The following is a 21,816-nucleotide window of genomic DNA, read 5'->3' as shown; positions in this document are numbered from 1 at the left end:
CTTTCCCAATATTGTCAGCTAAATAGAGTGAAAATCTGGAACGTGTTGCTGAGGGACGTTTATGTCAATCGGTCCTTATCTACAGCAGGCAATGCGAGTGCAGCTTGAGAATACGAAATTAAGGTAGGTCAATGGCAAAAAACGAGGTGCCGAAAGGCGAGCCCTTCGATTTGGAAAAACTTCAGACTCTGTTTGAAATGATGGAAAAGCACGGACTGACCGAGGTCAATCTGAAGCGCGGCGAGGAAACCTGGAAGTTGCGTCGTGGACCACAGGAGACGGTTTCGATGGTTCCGGCTTCAATGCCGCATGCAGTTCCTGCTCCCGTGGCAGCGCCTGCTCCAGCACCAGCGCCTCCGGCAGTGGAAGCGGCCCCTGCTGCTGACGCTGGCCCGGTGATCAAAAGTCCGACCGTGGGAACATTCTATGCTTCTCCAAGTCCTGATGATCCCCCGTTTGTCAGTGTCGGTTCCAAGGTTGGTTCTGACACCATAGTCTGTATCGTCGAAGCGATGAAAGTCTTCAATCAGATTCCCGCTGAGATGAATGGAACGATTACGGAGGTTCTGGTGAAAGATGGCGAAGCGGTCGAATTCGGCCAGCCTCTGTACCGAATCTCCCAGGGCTGAAGCCTGTTGTCGTAGAACGTTCGCGATGAGGCAGGAAATGCAGTTGCGATCAGAAACTCAGTTGTAGGGTCCTTTTACCAAGTCAAAGACACATGTTTCAAAGAATACTGGTTGCAAACCGAGGTGAGATCGCATTGCGGGTGATTCGTGCCTGCCGTGAAATGGGAATCGAAACCGTTGCGGTTTTCAGTGAAGCCGATCGAGGCGCGCATTATCTTTCACTTGCCGACGAGGCAATCTGTATTGGGCCGCCGGCTGCGACGGACAGCTACCTGATGATTAATCGAATTATCAGTGCTGCAGAAATCGGTAACGTGCAGGCCATTCACCCCGGTTATGGGTTTCTGGCTGAAAACGCACACTTTGCAGAAGTCTGCCGCAGTTGCAATATCGAGTTCATCGGGCCTCCCCATGAAGCGATGGCCCAGCTTGGTGATAAAGTTTCAGCCCGTGAAATTGCCAAGGCTGCTAACGTGCACGTTTCGCCGGGGACCGAAGGTCTGGTGACGAACGAGGCAGAGGCGATCAAGGTTGCCAAAGAGATTGGTTACCCCGTGCTGATCAAAGCGACCGCCGGTGGTGGCGGTAAAGGGATGCGGGTCGCCCGCAACGATATCTCTTTGAAAGCGGGCCTCAAGGCTGCTGCTGCGGAAGCGGAAGCCGCCTTCAAAAATTCCGGTGTCTACATTGAAAAATACATTGAAAATCCCCGGCACGTCGAAGTGCAGATTATGGCTGATAATCATGGCAATGTAGTTCACCTCTGGGAGCGTGACTGCAGTCTGCAACGGCGTCATCAGAAGCTGGTTGAAGAGAGCCCGGCTCCCAACCTGCCTCACTCGGTTCGCGAAGATATCTGTAAAGCCGCCTGTCGGCTTGTTTCCACAGCCGGCTATACCAACGCCGGTACGGTCGAATTTCTTGTCGGGCCTGACAACCAGTTCTACTTTATTGAAGTCAATGCGCGAATTCAGGTCGAACATCCGGTCAGCGAACTGGTGACCGGCATCGATTTAATCAAACAGCAGATTCGTATTGCTGCCGGCGAGAAGCTGGATCTGAAGCAGAAAAATATCCCCTGCCAGGGATCTGCCATCGAACTTCGTATCAACGCGGAAGATCCCGAAAATGATTTTCGCGGTTCACCCGGCAAAATTACAAAATTGCGGGTTCCTGCCGGGCCGGGAGTCCGCTTTGACTCGCATATTTACGAGGGGTACACCGTGGGCCCTTATTACGATTCTCTGATTGGCAAACTCATTGTACATCGGCCGACCCGTGAAGAGTCGCTCGCCTGTATGAGGCGTTGCCTGGATGAGTTCGTGATCGAAGGGATCAAAACTACGATTCCCCTGGCGAAGAAGATCTTTAATCACTCGGCGTTCATTGAGGGTAAGGTCGATACTACGTTTATCGAACGAACCTGGTAGATCGTTCCCAGAGATTAGTACGACGTACTTTCGGTCGTTTTGTATTGTAACAGACCTGCGGCATACACTTCGCTCATCCGCCAGGGGTCTTGTGTCGGCAAAACTTACCGGTCCCGGAAGCGAAGTTTCGCTCACTTCCTATTGTAAACTGATCATTTTTGAGTCTCTCAACCCAAGTCAGAGACATTCCTTTTTTTAAAACAGGTACAGGTAACATAATGAGAGTTGGTATTTTAACAGGTGGTGGAGATTGTCCTGGTTTGAATCCAGTGATTCGAGGTGCCGTACGTGTCATCTGCAATGCGGGCGGCGAAGTGTATGGACTGCTGGAAGGCTGGCGCGGTGCGATTGAAGGCAACTACATCGAACTGACTTCAGAAAACACAGACGATATCATCTTCAAAGGGGGTACCATTCTGGGGTCTTCCCGTACCAACCCTTATAAGAACGAAGCAGAAGATGTGCCCAAGGTACTGGCGACTCTGGAAAAACTGGGGTTGGACTGCCTGATCGCCATCGGCGGCGATGATACTCTGGGCGTCGCCAGCAAACTCTGGAACGATCACAAAGCACCCGTGATCGGCTGCCCTAAAACGATTGATAATGACTTGAGCTCTACCGATGTGACGTTCGGTTTCGATACATCTATTAACATCGTGATGGAAGCCGTTGACCGTCTGCGTACCACTGCCGAATCACATCGTCGTATCATGGTTGTCGAAACCATGGGGCGTCATGCGGGTTGGATCGCGTTGTTCTCCGGTCTGGCGACCGCCGCCGATTACACGCTGGTCCCCGAATTGCCGATCGAAATGGATCGCATGATTGACGTGCTGAAAAAGCGTCGTGCTAACGGCAAATTGTATGGCATTGTGATTGTCAGTGAAGGGGCTCAGTTCAGCGAAGAGTCCGGCTTGACAACTCAAGACGGCGAAGTCGATGACTTCGGTCACGTTAAGCTCGGGGGCATCGGGGAAACCGTGGCCCGCATGATTGAAGAACGGACCGGTTTCGAAACTCGTCACGTGACCCTCGGTCACCTGCAGCGTGGTGGTTCACCGAGTGCTGCAGACCGTGTACTGGGCACACGCTGTGGCGTGCATGCCGGCTGGCTTGCTCTGAAACATCACTTCGGTTACATGGTCGCGCTGCGGGGAACTCAGATTGTTCCCGTCGCTCTGGCAGATGCTGTCGGCGAAATGCGAGCCCTCGAAAAGAACTTCCTGGAAGAAGCAGAAGTCTTCCTGCAATAAGCGGATTGTTCACAATCAAACACATGAGACCAGGCGCTGGCAACAGCGCCTTTTTTTATGCGCAAGCCGACTCAAAACCAGATCCTTGCTGCATAACCATTCAGATGCATAGGTAACACGCGCGTAATGATAATTACTTAACAATCCTGTCTATTTGGTAATCTCGGCTTTCACGCTGGATTATCATGCGTGCGTCTGTTTAAGATAGTAGGACTGACTCAAACCAGCTCTTTTTAACTGTAGCCTGGATTCCATCAGAATCTGCTATTACCTGCCAGAGCGAATCACAACGGTTCTCAACGATTTGATATTCTTCCCGGAGGGACTAATGACACTACAGCGCTTCACTCGCATTTCCACCTCACTATTTTTGACTCTGTTCTGTGTCGCTCTGTTCTGCAATCCTCGTTCAGCTGATGCGGGTGATAAAGGTTTCAAATCGATCTTTAATGGTAAGACGCTCGACAACTGGGACGGAGATCCCCGTTTCTGGTCTGTGGAAGATGGCGCGATCACCGGTCGCACGACCAAAGACAACCCGACCAAAGGCAACACATTCATTATCTGGCGTGGCGGTACTCCCGCTGATTTTGTATTGAAGCTGCAGTACAAAATCATCGGCCATAACTCCGGCGTTCAATATCGCAGCTTTTCATTACCCAATGCGGCAGACAAGTGGCGCGTGGGTGGTTACCAGGCTGATATGGAAGCCGGCGATAAATACTCTGGAATTCTATATGAAGAACGGAAACGGGGCATTCTGGCTTTACGCGGACAGAAAACAGTGATTGAAAAAGGTAAAAAACCAGATGTGGTCGGTTACCTCGGCGACACCAACGAAATCCAGAAGAAGATCAAAAAAGAAGACTGGAATAATTATGAGATCATTGCCCGCGGGAATCATTTGATCCACAAAATCAATGGTGTGGTGACTGCCGATGTAACGGACAACGACCCCGAACAGCGTCGCGCTGATGGAATCATTGCATTGCAATTGCACCAGGGACCTCCGATGGTGGTGCAGTTTCGCGATATTGAACTGAAAGAACTGCCGGCTGGCGACCAGACTTCTTCCACGGGCGGCGCTAAAAAAAAAGTAGTGCTGATCGCCGGTAAGAAGAGTCACGGCTACGGTGCCCACGAGCATCGTGCTGGCTGTATGCTGCTGGCCGAAGCGTTGAACAGCAGTGGTCTGAATATTGAAACCACCGTTGTAACGGAAGGCTGGCCTGAAGATGCCAGCGTGCTGGACGATGCCGACTCGATCGTAATCTATTGCGATGGCGGCGGACGTCATCCTTACAACGATCATCTGGATGAACTCAGCAAGCTGGCAGAGCAGGGCGTAGGCATGGTGAATCTGCATTATGGTGTGGAAGTACCCAAGGGCGCATCGGGCGATGCCTTTCTTCGCTGGATTGGTGGATACTTTGAAGAGTGGTGGTCAGTCAATCCTCACTGGACCGCCGACTATAAAAATCTGCCCGAGCATCCGATCTCGCAGGGCGTGAAACCATTCAGTATTAATGATGAGTGGTACTATCACATGCGATTCCAACCTGAAATGAAAAATGTGCAACCGATCCTGACAGCGGTTCCTCCCAGGGAAACATTGAAACGTCCCGATGGTGCTCATAGTGGTAATCCCGATGTGCGGAAAACGATGGGGCAGCCTCAACATATGGCGTGGGCTTACGAACGTCCTGATGGTGGTCGTGGTTTTGGTTTTACCGGCGGTCACTATCACTGGAACTGGGGTCACAACGATTTTCGGAAACTCGTATTGAATGCGATTGCCTGGACAGCCCATGCTGAAGTGCCTTCGCAGGGAGTGGAATCGGCGTCGGTGACTGTTGAACAGCTGGAAGCCAATCAGGATTACGAACAGCCGGATAACTTTAATCCCGCCCGGATTAAAGCATTGCTGAAAGAGTGGAATCAATAAACAGACTTCGATTAAAATTGACTGATTGACACAAGACCCGGGACAGCAACTTGAATCCAAAAAAGGAAACTGACTCCATGAAGTACCGTTGGCTTGCCATCATTCCGGCCCTGCTGATTACCAGTGCTGCTACCTCGAATGTATCCGCTCAGACCGAACATGATTCGAAACAGGCCGTGCCCAACCTGACGGTTGCTCCCGGGTTGAAAGCGACGCTGTTTTCTTCCGAACCACAAATCAGCAGCCCGTCCAGTATGGACGTGGATTCAGAGGGACGTGTCTGGATCTGTGAAGTCGTCAACTATCGCGCCAACCTGCGTGATATTCCTACTCGTAAAGAGGGAGACCGGATTCTGATTCTGGAAGATACGAACGGTGACGGCAAAGCCGACAAGACAACCGTATTTTACCAGGGCAATGATGTGAACGGATCGCAGGGGATCTGTGTACTGGGCAATAAAGTCATTGTCGCTGCTTCCCCCAACGTGTTCCTCTTTACCGATGAGAACAACGATGGCAAAGCTGACAAGAAAGAACTGCTGTTCAAAATCGCTGGAGGCGAGCACGATCACTCTGCCCACACTTCCATTTTCGGACCGGACGGCAAACTCTACTGGAACTTCGGTAACAGCGGCAAACAGGTCTTCGACGCGGAGGGCAAACCGATTCTCGAAAGCAACGGAAAACCTGTGCTGGATAACGGCAAACCTTACTGGGGCGGGATGGTATTTCGCTGTAACCTGGATGGCAGCGACTTTGAAGTTCTCGGACATAATTTCCGGAATAATTATGAAATCACGGTCGATTCGTTCGGTACCCTCTGGCAATCGGACAATGATGATGACGGCAACCGCGGCGTGCGTATTAACTATGTCATGGAATTCGGGAACTATGGTTACCTGGATCAACTGACGGGTGCTCGCTGGAAAACGCCGCGGACAGGCATGCATGAAGAAATCCCGCTGCGCCACTGGCATTTACGCGATCCGGGAGTGATTCCCAACCTGCTGCAGACCGGAGCCGGCTCACCGACGGGCATTTGTGTTTACGAAGGATCTCTGCTACCCAAAAAATACCAGGGTGAAGTCATTCACTCCGACGCTGGCCCGAATGTGGTTCGTGCTTATCCCGTGAAAAAAGATGGTGCCGGCTATGAAGCTGAAATCGCGAATATCATTACCAGCGAACAGGACAAGTGGTTCCGTCCCTCCGACGTCTGTATTGCCCCTGATGGCTCGCTGTTCGTTGCCGACTGGTATGATCCGGGCGTCGGCGGTCACCGGATTGGGGATCAGGAGCGGGGCCGCATTTTCCGGATTGCTCCCGCAGATGCAAAATATGTATTTGACAAACTGGATCTCAGTACGACTGAAGGTGCGATTGCAGGGATCAAAAATCCGAACCTGGCGCGACGTTACCTGGCCTGGAACAAACTGCATGACTTGCAGGAACAGGCATTGCCACAGCTGGAAGAACTCTATCAGTCTGACAACCAGAGGAACCGCGCTCGCGCCCTCTGGCTGTTGGCTGGCATCAAAGGCAAAACCGGCGAGTATGTTTCCCGGGCGATTCAGGACAAGAATTCCGATATCCGCATTACCGGCCTGCGTGCGGCCCGTCGCTACAAACAGGATGTAATTCCGTATGTCAGCGAACTGGTGAAGGATCCTTCGCCTCAGGTACGTCGTGAATGTGCGATTGCCTTGCATCACAACAAGTCACCCGAAGCCCCCGCGCTGTGGGTCACGCTGGCAGATCAGTATGACGGAAAAGATCGCTGGTACCTGGAAGCATTGGGGATTGGCATGGATGAACAGGAACAGAAATTCCTGACCGCCTGGCTTAAACAGGCTGGCGACCACTGGAATTCTCCTGTCGGTCGTGACCTGATCTGGCGTTCCAAAATTCCCATGGCGGTTCCTTACCTGGTCAAGATCATTGAAGATCCGAACACAGAACTGGACACTCTGCCGCGCTACTTCCGCGCATTGGATTTCATTCCGGGCAAGGAGAAAAACACAGCCATCGCAGAACTGGCTTTACTGAAGGAACCGAACAATAAAAAACGTGAGACCTATATCATCGCGGAAGCAATATCCCGCATGCCTGCCAACACGGTTATGCAGGATTCAAAATACAAGCAGGCGCTCGCCCAGGTCATTGACAGCAGCCGGGGAACCCCGGAGTTCATCAAGCTGGTCGAAAAATTCAAAGCTACTGACTACTATCCCGAACTGGTCTCAATTGCCAGTCACGCGGGCAAATCCCAGACAGCCGTCGATGCGGTCCGTGCCGCATTGAGTCTGAAGCAGTATGCGTTGATTCGAAAGTCGCTGAACAACAAAGCCGATACGGAAAAAGAACAGAATCAGAAACTCGATCTGATCTGGGCACTGGGAACTGCAGGGCACAACGGTGCGAATGGGATCCTGCTGAAAATCATCACCGACAAAGAGGATCTGCTGGTAGATCGACGCGAAGCGGTTCGCGCGATTGCGAAATCACGTTCGGGCGCGCATGCGCTGCTGGATCTGGCTGAGAAAAAGGACTTCGATCCCCAGTTAAAACAGACGGTTGCCGCGGCGATGTCAGCCACGATCATGAAGGATGTCAAAGAGCGGGCGGCCAAGCTGTACCCGGCTCCCCCGACGAAAGACAACAAACCTCTGCCGCCCATCAATGTGCTGGCAAGTATGAAAGGGGATACGTTGGATGGTCGCGTGATGTTCAACACCAAGGGGACCTGTGCCAAGTGCCACGTGGTGAATGGCATGGGAAAAGAGGTGGGGCCGAACTTGTCTGAGATTGGCAAGAAACTGAGCCGCGAAGCGCTGTTCGAATCAATCCTGTTTCCCAGCGCGGGCATCAGCCACAACTACGAATCGTACACGGTAATCCTTGTCTCCGGAAACGTGGTCAACGGTCTGCTGGTCAACAAAACCGACGACGCGATCACGATCAGAGATGCAGAAGCCATTTCACGGACGTTCAAAATGGATGACGTCGATGAAATCATTCAGCAGAAGATTTCCCTGATGCCCGCCGACCTGCAGAAGGTGCTCACCCAGGAAGAACTCGTCAACATTGTCGAGTATCTGACGACACTCAAAAAAGCTGCAAAAAATGAGAAAGCCAGCCGGTAGGTTGAAGAAAAACACGTAGTGTAACTATGCCTGAATCTGCCCGTTATCGTGAGATTGATGTCGCTGGTTCGCCGCTGGAAATGGGGCGGCAGATCGGGGAGGCGGCGCGGGAGGAGATTGCCGGGTTCTGTGAGCTGGCTCTGGATCGGTTGCGGGAGATGCTGGATGTCAGTAGCGAGCAGGCACACGCTCATGCAGAGCACTGCCTGCCTTATGCCGAGCAATACAGTGCCGATTCGGTTGCAGAGCTGCATGGCATCGCAGAAGCGGCAGACATCCCCTTCTGGAAAATCATGCTGCTGCAGATTCGCAATCAGTTTACTCCCGATGCGGATGCCGGCTGCACATCGCTCAGTCTGCCGGCGACTTCCACGCGGGGGCCGATTGTTGCACAGAACTGGGACAATGATCCGGCCCTTGATCCGTTTACAATCGTGCTCACACGCCGACCCGTGGGAAAGCCGGCGCTGATGACGGTGACGCAGGCGGGGTTGATTTCATACGTCGGTTTCAATGATGCAGGCATCGGGGCCTGTCTGAACAGTCTGCCGGCTCCCAGCCGTCCGACTGGAGTGCCTCACTATTTCACATTGCGCGAGCTGTATGAGTCAACCAGTCTGGAGGCGGCGGTCCAGGCAATTCTCAGGGCGGAGCGGGCGATCCCGGCGAATATCATGCTGATGACCCCGGAAGGTCCCGCGGACCTGGAAGTGACTCTGGAAACCATACAGGTTTTGAGACCCACGGAAACAAGCTGGATCACGCATACCAATCATTGCCTGCATCCAGAACTGTGTGCATATAACGAACAGTTCCCCGAGCTGATCGGCTCGCATCCGCGCAAGGCACGCATCGATTCACTGTTGCAGGCGTATGGTGATGAAATCAGCGTCGACGACATTAAAGCGGCGCTCACCGATCACGAAGGATATCCGCGGTCGTTGTGTCGGCATGTGAATGCTGACGTGGACACCGGTTACTGGCAAACCGTCTTCTCCGTGATCATCGAACCGGAGCAGCGGCGAATGCTGGTTTCGCGGGGGACGCCCTGCAGTGCCGGTTATGAGTTGTACCAGCTTTGAAGTTTGAGAGTTCTTATCCAATATGAATCAAAACGCCGTCCTCAAGCGTGGCATCGAATTTCATACCCAGGGGCAGCTGGACCAGGCGCTCGCCGACTATAGCCAGGTGATCGACAGTGCCGCGGCTGAAGATGACGAACTGATGTGCCTGGCTTTGTATTACCGTGGGTCTGTCTATCAGCGACTCGGTGAGCATCAGCGGTTGACTGACGATATGAACCGGATCATTGAGAGTCGGGGTGAGGCTTCCGCTGAACTGGTGGCCCACGCGTATTCGATGCGGGGAGACTGTTATGTGGCTCAGGGATCGCTGGAGGCAGCAATCTCGGATTATACCGCGATTATCGAATCACTGGAGGGACTGCCGACGGGCATGGTACTCAGTGCAGTCTTGTGTCGTGGGGAGACCTGTTTTGCACAGGCAGACTACGCCCGCGCTGCGGAGGACCTCAAGCGGGTGCTTTCCAGTCAATGGCTGGAAGCGACAGGGGAGCAAAATGCACAGGAGTTACTGGCGGAGTGTGAAAGGCGGCTTCGTGAATCGTCGGGTTGAAACAGACGATTTTCTCCGTGAGCTGCGGATTGAATCAGAACGAATATCGGTCTCCTGAGAATTCTTTTAGCCTGCCAATCGAAGCTTACTCCTTGTTCAAAACTGCAGGAGATCCATATTTACGATAGAACTGATTCTGAAACAGTTCCTGAGGGTCATAAGTTCTCTTGAGTGCAAAGAACTGTTTCGCTTGCGGGTAGGCTCTATGAAACTGCTGTGGCGTCGCGTGCAGGCGGTAGGGCAGGTAATACCGTCCGCCTGCTTGAGTGGCTACATCAATGAGTTCCGCAGAGAGGACTTTCATCTGTTGGTCACCTTTCTCGGTTCGTGGCTGACAAAACAGCATGACAAATGAAAACAGCGGCTGGTCGGCATAGCGCAGGAATGTATCTTCATCCACATCGACCTGACGAATCGTGACGTTCAGTAAATCCTGGTGATGATGCGGAATTATTTCGCGGAGCGCGGTCGTGAACTCTGTGAGACCGGCTCTGGGGATGAAGTATTCATGCAGGATGTCTGTATAATCAGCAGAGCGGTTCTCGAAGATTTCTACTCCTTCATTGAGTAATTGATTGCGGGAATAGTGATTCTGCCTCACGTGTGGTTGCAGTATTGTTTCCGCCTGCCAGCGCAATTTTTTCCCGTAATCATTATTTATGGAGCCTCGAAAAACGGGACGTCTGATTGCCGCGAGAGGCAGGTCTGTCAGTTCGGGTACAGAGTCTGAGGGAGCCGGATCCCGGTAGAATACCGTGATGATAACATCATCCAGAAATTGATCGGGTGTGATATTCATGCGAGCAAACGTCATTGCGACACTGGGATTTTCGATCATTTCGTCGAAGGTGCTGAGCGCCTGCTCCACAGGTACGGTCGCCTGTTCCAGGCAATAGCGTTCATTCGGTACAACGCGTAAATCGACATCCAGAATCAGTCCAAACAGACCATAGCCTCCCAAAGCCAATGAAAATAATTCTGAATTTTCGGTCCGACTGCAGTATAGAATTCTTCCATCGGCCCGCATCAGGCGAAACGATTCCACAGACGAGGCAATGGGAGGGCAACCATACTGCCAGCCATGGCAGTTCACGCTGACGGACCCGCCAACGGTAAAGGAATTGTTCGATTGCATAATTGCGACCGATTTTCCCCGCTGGTCGAGCCAGGGAATGATCTGACTCCATTTTGCCCCCGCTTGAACGTGCAGCAGATTATTGGTTTCATCCAGTGTCATTTTATGAAAGGGTGTCATGTCGATCATGATCCCGCCGGGAACCAGGGTATGGCCACCCATGCTATGTCGTGCACCGGCGATGGAAATGGGTAAGCCTTCGCGCTGCGCTCGCGCAAATAATTTTGCGAGTTGTATTTCGGCTTCGCGGGTATCGAGGGGAACGGGCCAGACCTCGCTGATTTCCGTTAAGTTCATCCGGCTGGCATCATCAACAAAACCTTCCTTCAGCGGTTCTCTCTCTTCGGTATCTTGCCAGGCAGTTCGAGCTAAGTGCAGTACTGGTCGACCGATAATCGCTGCCACCGCTATGAATGACAGTAATGCAGTGACTGTGCAATTCCGCCTGACTCTGCGTGACTTAAGAAACCGAAATGGAGAGAAATTTCGTCGCATCGTATGATCCCCCTGGTAGAATTAACTACTACCAAGGCGAGATGGATCAGGAGATATCACGCTGAAAGTCTGTGATTTTCAAAAATAAATCAGAGAGGTAAGTGGGAGATGCCGGCGATTTTTATGTCTTGATGTCAGCAGAGCGTTTCAGCCGGTAGCTTGTCGCTGTTTGTTCTGGTTTCTGGACATAAGTGGCGAGTACTTCAATCAGTTTTCTGCGGTCAATGGGCTTGGTGAGATAATCGTCGCAGCCGGCATCCAGGCATTTTTGTCGATCACCGCGCATGGCATGAGCGGTTAAAGCGATGATGGGTTCGTGAAAGTTGGCAGCTCTCAATTTTTTCGTTGCCTGATATCCGTCCATCACGGGCATCTGCATATCCATCAGAACCGCGTCAAAAGGTTTTCCTGCTTCTTTGGCGGCCATGGCCAGATCAAATGAAGTTTGACCGTTTTCAGCAATCGTGGTCTCAGCTCCTGCTTTTTTCAGGATAAAACTGATCAATTTCTGATTGTCGAGTCCGTCTTCAGTCAGCAGGAAGCGGCAATTTTCCAGAGTAAGATCATCGGCTGCTTTGGTCTGAGGAATTTTTGTTTCTGAAACAAATTGGATCGGGGGGGAGTCGATCAGAGGAACATTTTCCAGTGAGCCGGTTTCGATGGTGATTGAAAAGGTACTGCCTTTTCCGGGTTCACTGGCAATCGTGATTTCACCACCCAACAGTTCAGTCAAGCGTTTACTGATTGTCAGTCCCAGACCCGTGCCCCCAAATTTGCGCGTCATGGATCCATCCGCCTGGGTGAACGGGTTGAACAGATAGTCAAGATTTTTACTTTCGATTCCAATCCCTGAATCGGTGACATCAAATTGCATGCGGGCTGGTTGACCAGGCAGATCGATCAGACGGGCGACGACAGTCACAGCGCCGCTTTCCGTGAATTTGATTGCGTTGCCGATGGTATTGATCAAAATCTGGCGCAAGCGGGTGGGATCTGAATTAATCGTTTCGGGGATCGGGCCATCGATCTGGAAATTTAGAGGTAGTCCCTTTTCGAGAGCGCGAACTTTCATCAGCGAATAGATATTATTGAGCAAGTAGTGAGGGGAGCATTTAACGTGCTCGACTTCCATTTTCTCCGCTTCGATTTTGGAGAGGTCCAGAATGTCATTGATGAGCTTGATCAGATACTGACCATTTTCTTTCACCGTGCGAGCGGCTTCAATATTTTCCGGATCGCTGACGCCCTCCAGTAGAATGTCATTGAATCCGAGGATCGCATTCATGGGGGTACGGATTTCGTGGCTCATGTTTGCCAGGAAAGCACTCTTGGACTGGTTTGCTGCCTCGGCGGATTCCTTTGCCGCCAGTAACTCTTGAGCCTGCTGTTTTAATTCCATTGTTATTTGTTCGAGAACGTCGTTTTTCTCGGAGATCATCTTGTTCGCAGTATGCAGTTCACGGGTCCGATGTTGTACCTCTGATTCCACATCGGCTTTTGTTTTCTCCAGTACGGCACGTTGCCGTGCCATCGCTTTCAATTCCCGTAAACTCTGGTGAATTGCGATGAACAGGAACAGATCCTCGAAAATGATCCAGGCTCCGTGTTCAACAATTTGCCATGGATTTGCCGTGAGCACTCCGAAGATTGTCTGAGGGTAAAACAGTCCCAGTATGGAATGGTCGATGATGACGACGGACGTTGCGGAGATCAGCACACGCCAGTCGCGGTAGAATGCCAGAAATGCCAGTGATCCGAAAATATGGAAGTGAGTTTCAATCCGACCCCCACTTAGATGGATGAGCAGGGAAGAAGTCAGCATCTGGCTGATGGCGATGACATGTCGACTTAAGATAGTACCGGGACGTAACAGGGTCAGCATGACGGGGAACAGGGTAATCAGTCCGCCCAACAGGCAGGCCGCCCAGACATGCAGATGGACTTCGCTATTGTTGCCGATCCAGGTACGCGGCGTAATCCAGAGAGCAGCGGCGATTGCTGCCAGCCACTGTACGATCATCAGGCAGGCAAACAGCCTGTCCGTTCTCTGATACAGATCATGCTGATTTTCCAGAAATAGTTCTTCTGCTCTCTGAGAGACTGTAGGCAGGCAGGGCTTTGTGAGAATAGACAACGACATCACTGGACCTCCTGTTGAGATACCGAATGTGCTTTCAGCAACGGACAACCAAAAGTGAAGGTTTCGTGTTGCTTTGCCGTTCCGTGTAACAGTAACGATTCAATGGCTGATTTGCCGGCATTATCACCGGCATGTCCTCTTGATCCTGTGATGCCTCCATGAAACAGCAGTTTGCCTTGCGTGTTATAGAGCAGTACGTATCCGGAGGTTGTTGCATTAAACAATCTGGCGAGGTTACCATCATTGTCACTGGAAACCGTGACGCCTGGAATCGCAGCGGCGGTTTTCCAGAGAGCCGTTTTTTCCCAGCCTTCTGGAAATGCCGAAGATTTGAAAAACACAAGCCGTGCATCAACCCGTTCCGGACCGAGTGTCATGATCTTCGCGAGTTCGTTCAGGCTGGCAGTGGTACACGGGCAGCGAGGATGTGCAAACATCACCAGTGTTGGTCGCATTGAATTGAAGGTCATCTGGCTCTCGTCAGGCCAGGCTGTGGCTGCCAGCGGTTCTTCACCGGGTGTTGACTGATACTGCCAGAGAAAAAACATCCCGTATACGACAGCGCTCAACCAGAATAGAGCCAAAGCCGGTAGCACCAGAGATTTCACATTCATCGGTGCAAACTGTGAACGCTGGCTACCGGACTGTTGCGATGGTGGTGAAAGATTGAGACTGCTGACGTTCATACTATTATTTTCTAAAGCTGGATTACACCAGTCCGTTTGATTTCAGCACGAGTGAAATCAGAATGCGGCTGATACTCAATCATATTTTGCAATATCCTGTGTGCCGGTAATTTCAATTTAATAACTGCGCTCATTTTCCAAACAGGCTTACTCAGAATAACAAGTCTTTATAACCCGCAAAAAGTGACTGAAATAAGGAGGAATCTCCATGTAGTCTGAAATGGATTACTGACCATGTGGATCAGGTGTCGAAGCGTTGCGTGCAGGGATAAGACTCAAATATTCCATCAAAAGGAGGGACTTACCGACCCTTATTCTGAGGTGTATCAAAGAATGAGATCGCAGAGATGAGTCTGCAGCAGGCTGGCTGAATCTTAATACTCGGGTGGAGAGATCTGCTCGACGCTGACATTCATATTCAACAGTTCGACCGGATCGCCGAACTGTGTGTAGACTGCGACGTCGGCTGCATCGCGACCATAGGCAATTGCTACCCGCCCGCCGTTCAAGTTGTCCTGTGTCGGATCGAAAGTATACCAGCGTCCGCCCACATAGGCTTCAAACCAGGCATGCAGGTCCATCGGCTGTAACGTTTCCAGGTATCCGACAACCAGCCGCGCGGGAATCGACAGGGCCCGACAGCACGCAATTCCGAGGTGCGCCATATCGCGGCAGACCGCCTGTGATCTTTCATTGACTTCGCAGGCGCTAATGATTTCCTGACCTTCGCCGGGCGCATATTTGATGTTCGTGCGAATGTACTCGACAATTTTATTACACTGATCGTAACCGGGGGCGACTCCTTCCACGAGGGTAGGGGCCATCTGTGTGAAGCGGTCTGATTCGCAGTAGCGGCTGGGCAGCAGGAAGGGGAGCGTATCTTCGGGTAACTCTTCAACGGGAATAAAGAAGGCACCGGGTGCAGCATCAGAGGAGTCGGCGACTTGAATATCAAACGAGGTCTGAACCGAAAATGAGCCGGCGGGGGCCACCAGTCGCTGGCAGAGGTTTCCGAATGGATCGGTGAATTCGACAGCAGAGACACTGGGTGTCAACACATATTGTTCACGAGCCACCCATTGCTGGTCCCCACTGCGAGGGCGCAGCATCAGCAGAAAGGGGGTCTCTACAGGAATATTGAAGTCGAGTAAGCAGGATGCGTGCAGCCACATAATGAGTGATTTCCAAAACGGATTCCAATGCTTCAGATTCCGCGGGCGCAGGATTCAGAAACAGACAGCGGTTGACTCAATCTGGGATCTGAACTGTAGACCCAATGAGTGTGGAATGCATTATCACCGGGTGTGGTGGAAAAGATAGCCCTGATTTCAGCTGAGATCAGATTACAGACAAAGTGACGGCCTTCGATTCACGGAAGCAGTTTCCAAGAGCGTTTTCACATCTCAATTTGAGACCTGTCCGTGCTTCACTTTTCAGGCGGCTTTCCGGTTTTAGCCTGCTTTGCATACCAGTCCTGTCGCTCCTTCCCGGAGGCCACGCCATCAAGGTTTGTGTCTATTTGATCGAAATTGGATTCCACTTTGCGCTGATCCCAACGCCAGTGATTCTTCTCCCATTGCACTTTTTCCCTCGCAATGTATTCGGCTTTCGTCCAGGAAGTGGTCGGTTTTTGGGGGGGATCACCGGGCTTTTGCCACACTCGGACATAATCTACTGACATGGTTGTGGGAAAACCTGCGTCAGTGGTTTTCTCCGGAACGGGCACGCGATCCCCGTTTTTGTAGGCGACAAATGGATAACGCAGTCCTAAGGAAAGAGTCACGTGCATCGGCAGATGCCAGTACAGGTTTGACTAGCGCGCGACTTCTTTCCCGTCGATGTACCACACGATCCAGTCTGGTGAATTCTCTACCGCGTAAACGTGGTAATCCTCGCGCGGATCCCAGGGAGAATCGAAATGGTTGCTGCAGAGTTCCGGGCGGTTATATGGCCTGACCCATTGGCGCTGGCCTTCTTTCAGTAGCGTTGTATGTAGATTGCAGTCGATCCGAGTCACGGGAAAGTGCTGCTTCGTCTTGAAATCAAATTCACATTGCTGTAACTCGACGACATCGATTTCTGAATAGGCGACTGTTTCACCGTCCTGGGCCATATATCGATTTTGAGGGCCGATACTATACAGCCAGAATGACGGACACGCACCAGGGTAACGCGAACAGCCTTTGATGCGGGCTTCAAAATATCCATAGGTGATCGTCTTGTCGTTACGCGCCATTCCTGAGGTGTAATAAAGCACCTGCTTTCCCCGCTGGTGTTCCTTCTGCAGCATACGAAGATGCATGGCACCGTTTTTTTGTATCACGTTCTGGGGTTCCCAACTCCAGGGACCAAAGTCTTTCGTATCAATATTCCATTTCGCGCGATCGACCTCAATCCCTTCGAACTCGTCTGATTGCCCGGCAACAAAATTCCATGCAACTGGTTCACGGTCGGGGCCCGTTCTGAGAGGAACAGGATCAGCGGCGGCAACCATGGCAAGGGGAAAGAGGGCCCCCAGAATTATTCCCCAGAACAGTCCTGCAAGATTAACAACGCATTTTGGTGTGTGATCTGAATTCGTTTCCACAGGACTTCCTCGCGACTTTGGAATAATGCTCTGTTCCCGTTCATGTGAAAGCAGGTGTCTATGAGCATCTTGTTGCTGACATTATATAGCGGTCTGATCAGAGGAGTAAGCAGATTCTACTGATCTGTGGCATCGATTCTAATCAGTGACTGGCTCGGGCAGTATGCCCCGCGGCATGCAGTAAAAAATGAATGAAATAGATGAAAGTCGAGCGATCAGGCTGGTTGCTCAGCTTTCAGCTACTTTCTTTGTTCTCGATCTATTATCGGAAAAATCCCTAGAATCAGACGAAAATACGATCTAACTCAAGTTGGCATACAATTCGCTTTTGTGCAGGGTGCCCACACTTGAGGGGCATCCATGAACAGTACTATCGGAGAAAAACGATGATCAATATAAATTTAAGTGACAGCATCAGTGAAGTTCCCTGCGAGGGGGTTCTGGATGCCATCGGCTCCACCCCTTTGATTCGTTTACGACGCTACCTGGAAACAGACGATGTTCAGCTATACGCCAAGGTCGAAGCCTTCAACCCGGGGGGGAGTGCCAAAGACCGTCCTGCCCGCACGATGATCGAAGATGCGCTCCACTCTGGAGCGATAAACAAAGATACTACGATCATTGAATCTACTTCCGGTAATATGGGGATCGGTCTGGCTCAGGCCTGCTGCTATTATGGTCTGCCTCTGATTTGTGTCGTAGATCCGTTTGCCCAGGAACAGAATATTGCCATCATGCAAGCGTACGGCGCGGTGATTGAACGGGTCACACGGCCTCTGCAAGGCGCTTATCTCAAAGCGCGGCTGGCTCGCGTGATGGAACTCATTAATGAGATTCCCGATTCTTACTGGCCTAACCAGTACAGTAATTTGAAAAACCCGCTCGCTCATGAACAGGGAACCATTCAGGAAATCGATGAAGCATTGAATGGTGAAATCGATTACCTGTTTGTGGCGACCAGTAGCACTGGTACGGCACGTGGCTGCCGGGACTACCTGAAAAAACGGGGACGTCGTACCAAAGTGATTGCCGTCGATGCGGAAGGGAGTGTGCTGTTTGGTGGTCTGGCAGGCCGCAGGCGGATCCCCGGAATGGGAGCAGGTCACGTCTCTGCGTTAGCGGCAGGACAGAAATTTGATGATGTCAAACGGGTCAGCGATCTGGATTGCGTGGTGGGTTGCCGACGCATGGTTAAATATGAGGCGATTCTCGCAGGGGGTTCAGCGGGCGGCGTTCTGGAAGCGATTCGTTCGATGATTCCTGAATTGAGAACCAAAGTCTGTGCTGCCATTCTGCATGATTCAGGCACGCGGTACCTCGATACTATTTATTCGGATGAATGGGTCGAGCGCGAACTGGGTTGTGCGGCAGAAGAACTGCAGGCACGAGTTGAGCAGCCCAGTCAAGTGGGAACGGTTTCTGTACAGAGAGGGTCTCGCTTCACCCCCCATCTGCGTGAATATATCAAGGAACGTGCAACGGTATGATGACAACACTCCAGACCACTCAGCGTACCGCTGATAAAATCCGTCCTCCTGCAAGGTCGCCTTTTAAGATCGCAGTGGTGGGCTGTGGCCCGAAGGGGATGTACTGCCTGGAACGGCTGGCTTACGAACTGGCTCGTTCCCGTCAACAGTCGGAAGTGCATATCACCATTTATGAGCCGGCCCCTTTTCCCGGGGCAGGGGCCGTCTATCATCCGCGACAGCCACACTATTTACGTATGAATTTTGCTTCCGAGTTCATCAATGTCTGGCCGGAAACCGTGCACAGGCGTGATCCCCAGTCTTTTCCTACACTCGTGGAATGGTTGCAAAACACATATCCTCACTATGCTGATCCGAGCGGTTTTGCGCCGCGGGCGATTGTCGGCGAATATCTATCGGCCTCATTTCAGAAAACACTGCAGTTGTTTCCTGATTTTGTGTCCGTGACCCGGGTTGCGGAGAAAGTGACTGGCATTCAGGGAACAAATGGCCGCTGGTTACTCGAAACCACGGCTGAAACTACAGGCAGCGAAACCGCGTTTGATGAAGTACTGCTGGCGCTGGGACATGAAGGCTGGCGGGCAGCTTCGTCTACAGGCTCACCGTCAGAACGGGTCATCGAAAAAGTATTTCCCGTCAAGCAGATGCTGACTCCGGCACGCGTACCCCGGCAATCCTCGGTAGGAGTTCGTGGATTTGCTTTAACTTTTATTGACGCCTGCCTCGCATTGACAGAAGGGCGGGGCGGAACATTTCAATGTGAAAACCGGCATTGGAAATACCTTCCGTCCGGGGATGAGGCGCAGACCATCGTGCCTTTTTCCCGGACGGGACACCCGATGCTGGCCAAACCAGACCGCCGGTATTTTCCAGGCAACCCGGAACTGGATCAGGTCTGGGAACAGGGACGCCTCCGGATTTTGAAACTTAAACAACCAGAGGCAGGTCTCGATTTTCAAACCTCACTCTGGCCTGTCATTTTAAAAACTGCAGAGGATGCACTGCTTTCACTGGTTCCCGATCACCCGATTGGAACTGATACGCCCATGGTCGGACTGAATAACTGGTTTCAGGACTGGAGCAACAGAACCTTTTCACCCGCTGAAACATTTCAGTGTTTGCAACAGTCTTGCCGTGTTGCCACAGGTCAGCAGACGCCGGACGAAGCCTGGGCATTGGGCGAAACTTTTCGGCAACTGTACTCGGCACTGGTGCGCAGAATCAGTTATGACGGACTGGCAGTGACCAGCTGGGCCGACTTTCAACGTTATGCACGGGAGATGGAGCGACTGGCGTTTGGTCCCCCCGCCGAAAATGCAGGACGACTGCTTGCACTCATTGACGCGGGAATTGTGAATTTAGATTATCTGCAGGCTGATCTCGTTCTACATCAGGACCAACTGATACTGGCATCCAAGGGGAAACAGACAACCGTGGATCGGCTGATCAATGCGGTCATCCCTGCCTGTGATCAATTCTCGGAAGACTCTCTCTTAGAAATATTGCTTTCCTCAGGCTGGATCAGACGGATGCTGGGCGCGGGGGGAATCGCCGTTGATGGCGCAGCCCGTCCGATCCAGCTGGAGGAGCAGAAAACAAAGGGGCTGGCCATCATCGGTCGTTCTACGGAAGGTTGTGTCCTGGGAAATGACACCCTCAGTCGCGAGCTTCATTCCTACCCCGATCAATGGGCGCGCAGCGTCTGTGAGCAAATCGCGATAAAGGATAAGAGATGAAAACGGTAGGATCTACGCTGGTACAATCTTCTTCAATAAAGCAAACGGGCAGAGACGTGCGCAGTTACTGCCGCGGAATGCTGCCGCTGACGGCGAAACTCGAATCCTGGATCACACAACTCTGTCAGAGTGATACTCTGCCTGCCCTCGTGCAGGAACATGGATCTCCTCTGAACGTAATCAACACAGAACCGTTTGAGCGGAACGTGACGGCTTTGTATGAAGTCGCTCACTCCCAAGGGCTCGACTTTGATGTGTATTTCGCCCGCAAAGCGAATAAGTGCCTGGCATTTGTTGAGGCAGCACATGACCTGGGATGTGGCATTGATACGGCCAGCATCCAGGAACTGCAGCAGGTACTTGATCATCAGGTTCCCGAAGAAAAAATCATTTGTACTGCCGCTGTAAAATCGGAGGCGCTGCTACGGCTATGTATCGAATCGGGTGTCACGATCGCCGTCGATCATCTCGATGAACTGATGCAGACTGTAATTCTGGCAGAACAAATGAATCGTCGGGCAGACATCGCGGTACGCCTCAGTGGTTTTCGACATCAGGGGACGAAACTGCCTTCCCGCTTCGGCTTTGATATCGATGAACTCCTGCCACTGCTTCAGGACCTGCAGGATGCTTCCCCCCATTGTTTACAATATTTGAATCTGATTGGCATCCATTTTCATCTGGACGGCTATTGCCAGGCACAACGTGTCTCAGCCATTCAACAGCTGCTGCCGTTGATCGATGAGTTACGGTCCCGTGATTTCCCTGTCCGGTTCCTGGATATTGGCGGCGGGTTTCCGATGAGCTATCTTGAATCGGAAACAGAGTGGGACCACTTCTGGCAGGCTCACCGACGGGCGCTGCTGGGGAAACACCGTTCACTCACCTATCGAAACCACGGATTGGGACTGACGCCGGTGGATGGTACGCTGATTGGTAAGCCCCACTGTTATCCTTATTATCAAAGTCTGGTTCAGGCGAACTGGTTTGAAGGTATACTCACATCAGAAAGCGAAGCAGGCACGATCGCGGATTCACTGCGTAAGCGGCAAATCCAACTGCGGTGTGAACCGGGCCGCAGTGTGCTGGATGGCTGTGGCTTCACGGCGGCACGCGTCGAGTTTCGGAAACAGCAGCCGACCGGCGACTGGCTGATCGGACTCTCGATGAATCGCACCCAGTGTCGCACGAGCAGTGATGATTTTCTCGTCGACCCCTTATTGATTCCTGCTACAGAAGAACCCCCGCTCCCGCGTACGCCGGCAGATATCTCAGGCTATCTCGTCGGTGCGTACTGTACCGAGTCGGAGTTATTGAGCTTGCGAAAGTTGCAGTTTCCCCAGGGGGTGGGGATCGGTGACCTGATTGTGTTCCCGAATACTGCGGGTTACTTCATGCATTTTCTGGAAAGTCGCTCGCATCAATTCCCATTGGCTCGAAATGTCGTTTATGATAATGACACAAATCAGGTTGAGCTTGACTCGGTTTATAATTAATTCTTACGGGGGAGAAAGG

General features: G+C 51.9%; 16 protein-coding genes. 10 read left to right on the top strand and 6 right to left on the bottom strand.

What is annotated here, in order from left to right; translation table 11 throughout:
* Positions 1–131 precede the first annotated feature (131 nt).
* From accB to ACN0YH_RS22265, 7 genes are all read left to right on the top strand, one after another.
* Positions 132–629 carry an acetyl-CoA carboxylase biotin carboxyl carrier protein gene (gene accB / locus ACN0YH_RS22295; RefSeq protein WP_417381805.1) on the top strand — a complete coding sequence of 166 codons (498 nt, stop codon included), beginning with the start codon at positions 132–134 and terminating at the stop codon, positions 627–629.
* Between the two features lie 92 nt (positions 630–721).
* Positions 722–2,059: an acetyl-CoA carboxylase biotin carboxylase subunit gene (gene accC / locus ACN0YH_RS22290; RefSeq protein ID WP_417381804.1), complete on the top strand. Its 1,338-nt coding sequence runs from the start codon at positions 722–724 to the stop codon at positions 2,057–2,059.
* A 218-nt stretch (positions 2,060–2,277) separates the two neighbouring features.
* Positions 2,278–3,312 carry a 6-phosphofructokinase gene (locus ACN0YH_RS22285; RefSeq protein ID WP_417381803.1) on the top strand — a complete coding sequence of 345 codons (1,035 nt, stop codon included), beginning with the start codon at positions 2,278–2,280 and terminating at the stop codon, positions 3,310–3,312.
* Between the two features lie 328 nt (positions 3,313–3,640).
* The gene (locus ACN0YH_RS22280) at positions 3,641–5,257 is read left to right on the top strand and encodes a family 16 glycoside hydrolase (protein WP_417381802.1); all 1,617 of its coding nucleotides are present in this window, start codon (positions 3,641–3,643) and stop codon (positions 5,255–5,257) included.
* Between the two features lie 77 nt (positions 5,258–5,334).
* A complete protein-coding gene (locus tag ACN0YH_RS22275) occupies positions 5,335–8,400 on the top strand; it encodes a PVC-type heme-binding CxxCH protein (RefSeq protein ID WP_417381801.1) in 3,066 nt (1,021 codons plus the stop codon).
* 26 nt (positions 8,401–8,426) lie between these two features.
* Entirely contained in the window at positions 8,427–9,482 is a 1,056-nt protein-coding gene (locus tag ACN0YH_RS22270) for a C45 family autoproteolytic acyltransferase/hydolase (RefSeq protein ID WP_417381800.1), read from the top strand.
* Between the two features lie 22 nt (positions 9,483–9,504).
* Entirely contained in the window at positions 9,505–10,035 is a 531-nt protein-coding gene (locus tag ACN0YH_RS22265) for a hypothetical protein (protein ID WP_417381799.1), read from the top strand.
* An 85-nt stretch (positions 10,036–10,120) separates the two neighbouring features.
* On the opposite strand, the gene ACN0YH_RS22260 is transcribed toward ACN0YH_RS22265, so the two are convergent.
* The 6 genes from ACN0YH_RS22260 to ACN0YH_RS22235 form a co-directional block, all read right to left on the bottom strand.
* Positions 10,121–11,665 carry an FAD-binding oxidoreductase gene (locus ACN0YH_RS22260; RefSeq protein ID WP_417381798.1) on the bottom strand — a complete coding sequence of 515 codons (1,545 nt, stop codon included), beginning with the start codon at positions 11,663–11,665 and terminating at the stop codon, positions 10,121–10,123.
* A 121-nt stretch (positions 11,666–11,786) separates the two neighbouring features.
* Positions 11,787–13,805 (bottom strand): ATP-binding protein, encoded by a 2,019-nt coding sequence (locus ACN0YH_RS22255; RefSeq protein ID WP_417381797.1) that lies wholly within the window; start codon positions 13,803–13,805, stop codon positions 11,787–11,789.
* Positions 13,805–14,491 (bottom strand): hypothetical protein, encoded by a 687-nt coding sequence (locus ACN0YH_RS22250; RefSeq protein ID WP_417381796.1) that lies wholly within the window; start codon positions 14,489–14,491, stop codon positions 13,805–13,807. The genes ACN0YH_RS22255 and ACN0YH_RS22250 overlap by 1 nt, the downstream gene beginning before the upstream one ends.
* 374 nt (positions 14,492–14,865) lie before the next feature.
* Positions 14,866–15,663 carry a transglutaminase domain-containing protein gene (locus tag ACN0YH_RS22245; RefSeq protein WP_417381795.1) on the bottom strand — a complete coding sequence of 266 codons (798 nt, stop codon included), beginning with the start codon at positions 15,661–15,663 and terminating at the stop codon, positions 14,866–14,868.
* Positions 15,664–15,917: 254 nt separating this feature from the next.
* Positions 15,918–16,280, bottom strand: coding sequence for a hypothetical protein (locus tag ACN0YH_RS22240; protein WP_417381794.1), 363 nt, complete (start codon positions 16,278–16,280; stop codon positions 15,918–15,920).
* Between the two features lie 24 nt (positions 16,281–16,304).
* Positions 16,305–17,078, bottom strand: a complete 774-nt coding sequence (locus ACN0YH_RS22235) for a kappa-carrageenase (protein ID WP_417381793.1) — start codon at positions 17,076–17,078, stop codon at positions 16,305–16,307.
* Positions 17,079–17,464: 386 nt separating this feature from the next.
* Here ACN0YH_RS22235 and sbnA point away from each other — a divergent pair, with 386 nt between their 5' ends.
* From sbnA to ACN0YH_RS22220, 3 genes are read left to right on the top strand one after another with little or no spacing between them, the layout of a single operon-like run.
* Entirely contained in the window at positions 17,465–18,565 is a 1,101-nt protein-coding gene (gene sbnA, locus ACN0YH_RS22230; RefSeq protein WP_417381792.1) for a 2,3-diaminopropionate biosynthesis protein SbnA, read from the top strand.
* Positions 18,562–20,301, top strand: a complete 1,740-nt coding sequence (locus ACN0YH_RS22225; protein ID WP_417381791.1) for an FAD/NAD(P)-binding protein — start codon at positions 18,562–18,564, stop codon at positions 20,299–20,301. Before sbnA ends, ACN0YH_RS22225 begins: the two co-directional genes overlap by 4 nt.
* A complete protein-coding gene (locus ACN0YH_RS22220) occupies positions 20,298–21,797 on the top strand; it encodes a Y4yA family PLP-dependent enzyme (RefSeq protein WP_417381790.1) in 1,500 nt (499 codons plus the stop codon). Before ACN0YH_RS22225 ends, ACN0YH_RS22220 begins: the two co-directional genes overlap by 4 nt.
* Positions 21,798–21,816: the final 19 nt, after the last annotated feature.

Origin of the sequence: Gimesia sp. (assembly GCF_048262075.1) — a bacterium.
Lineage (GTDB): Bacteria > Planctomycetota > Planctomycetia > Planctomycetales > Planctomycetaceae > Gimesia.
Note: the sequence above shows the minus strand (reverse complement) of the source record. Positions and strands in the feature narration are given on the sequence as shown.

What these genes read in the sequence shown, in the direction of transcription:
- accB (WP_417381805.1), top strand. Translation starts at nt 132, where the DNA reads ATGGCAAAAAACGAGGTGCCGAAAGGCGAGCCCTTCGATTTGGAAAAA.
- accC (WP_417381804.1), top strand. Translation starts at nt 722, where the DNA reads ATGTTTCAAAGAATACTGGTTGCAAACCGAGGTGAGATCGCATTGCGG.
- ACN0YH_RS22285 (WP_417381803.1), top strand. Translation starts at nt 2,278, where the DNA reads ATGAGAGTTGGTATTTTAACAGGTGGTGGAGATTGTCCTGGTTTGAAT.
- ACN0YH_RS22280 (WP_417381802.1), top strand. Translation starts at nt 3,641, where the DNA reads ATGACACTACAGCGCTTCACTCGCATTTCCACCTCACTATTTTTGACT.
- ACN0YH_RS22275 (WP_417381801.1), top strand. Translation starts at nt 5,335, where the DNA reads ATGAAGTACCGTTGGCTTGCCATCATTCCGGCCCTGCTGATTACCAGT.
- ACN0YH_RS22270 (WP_417381800.1), top strand. Translation starts at nt 8,427, where the DNA reads ATGCCTGAATCTGCCCGTTATCGTGAGATTGATGTCGCTGGTTCGCCG.
- ACN0YH_RS22265 (WP_417381799.1), top strand. Translation starts at nt 9,505, where the DNA reads ATGAATCAAAACGCCGTCCTCAAGCGTGGCATCGAATTTCATACCCAG.
- ACN0YH_RS22260 (WP_417381798.1), bottom strand. Translation starts at nt 11,665, where the DNA reads ATGCGACGAAATTTCTCTCCATTTCGGTTTCTTAAGTCACGCAGAGTC.
- ACN0YH_RS22255 (WP_417381797.1), bottom strand. Translation starts at nt 13,805, where the DNA reads ATGTCGTTGTCTATTCTCACAAAGCCCTGCCTGCCTACAGTCTCTCAG.
- ACN0YH_RS22250 (WP_417381796.1), bottom strand. Translation starts at nt 14,491, where the DNA reads ATGAACGTCAGCAGTCTCAATCTTTCACCACCATCGCAACAGTCCGGT.
- ACN0YH_RS22245 (WP_417381795.1), bottom strand. Translation starts at nt 15,663, where the DNA reads ATGTGGCTGCACGCATCCTGCTTACTCGACTTCAATATTCCTGTAGAG.
- ACN0YH_RS22240 (WP_417381794.1), bottom strand. Translation starts at nt 16,280, where the DNA reads ATGCACGTGACTCTTTCCTTAGGACTGCGTTATCCATTTGTCGCCTAC.
- sbnA (WP_417381792.1), top strand. Translation starts at nt 17,465, where the DNA reads ATGATCAATATAAATTTAAGTGACAGCATCAGTGAAGTTCCCTGCGAG.
- ACN0YH_RS22225 (WP_417381791.1), top strand. Translation starts at nt 18,562, where the DNA reads ATGATGACAACACTCCAGACCACTCAGCGTACCGCTGATAAAATCCGT.
- ACN0YH_RS22220 (WP_417381790.1), top strand. Translation starts at nt 20,298, where the DNA reads ATGAAAACGGTAGGATCTACGCTGGTACAATCTTCTTCAATAAAGCAA.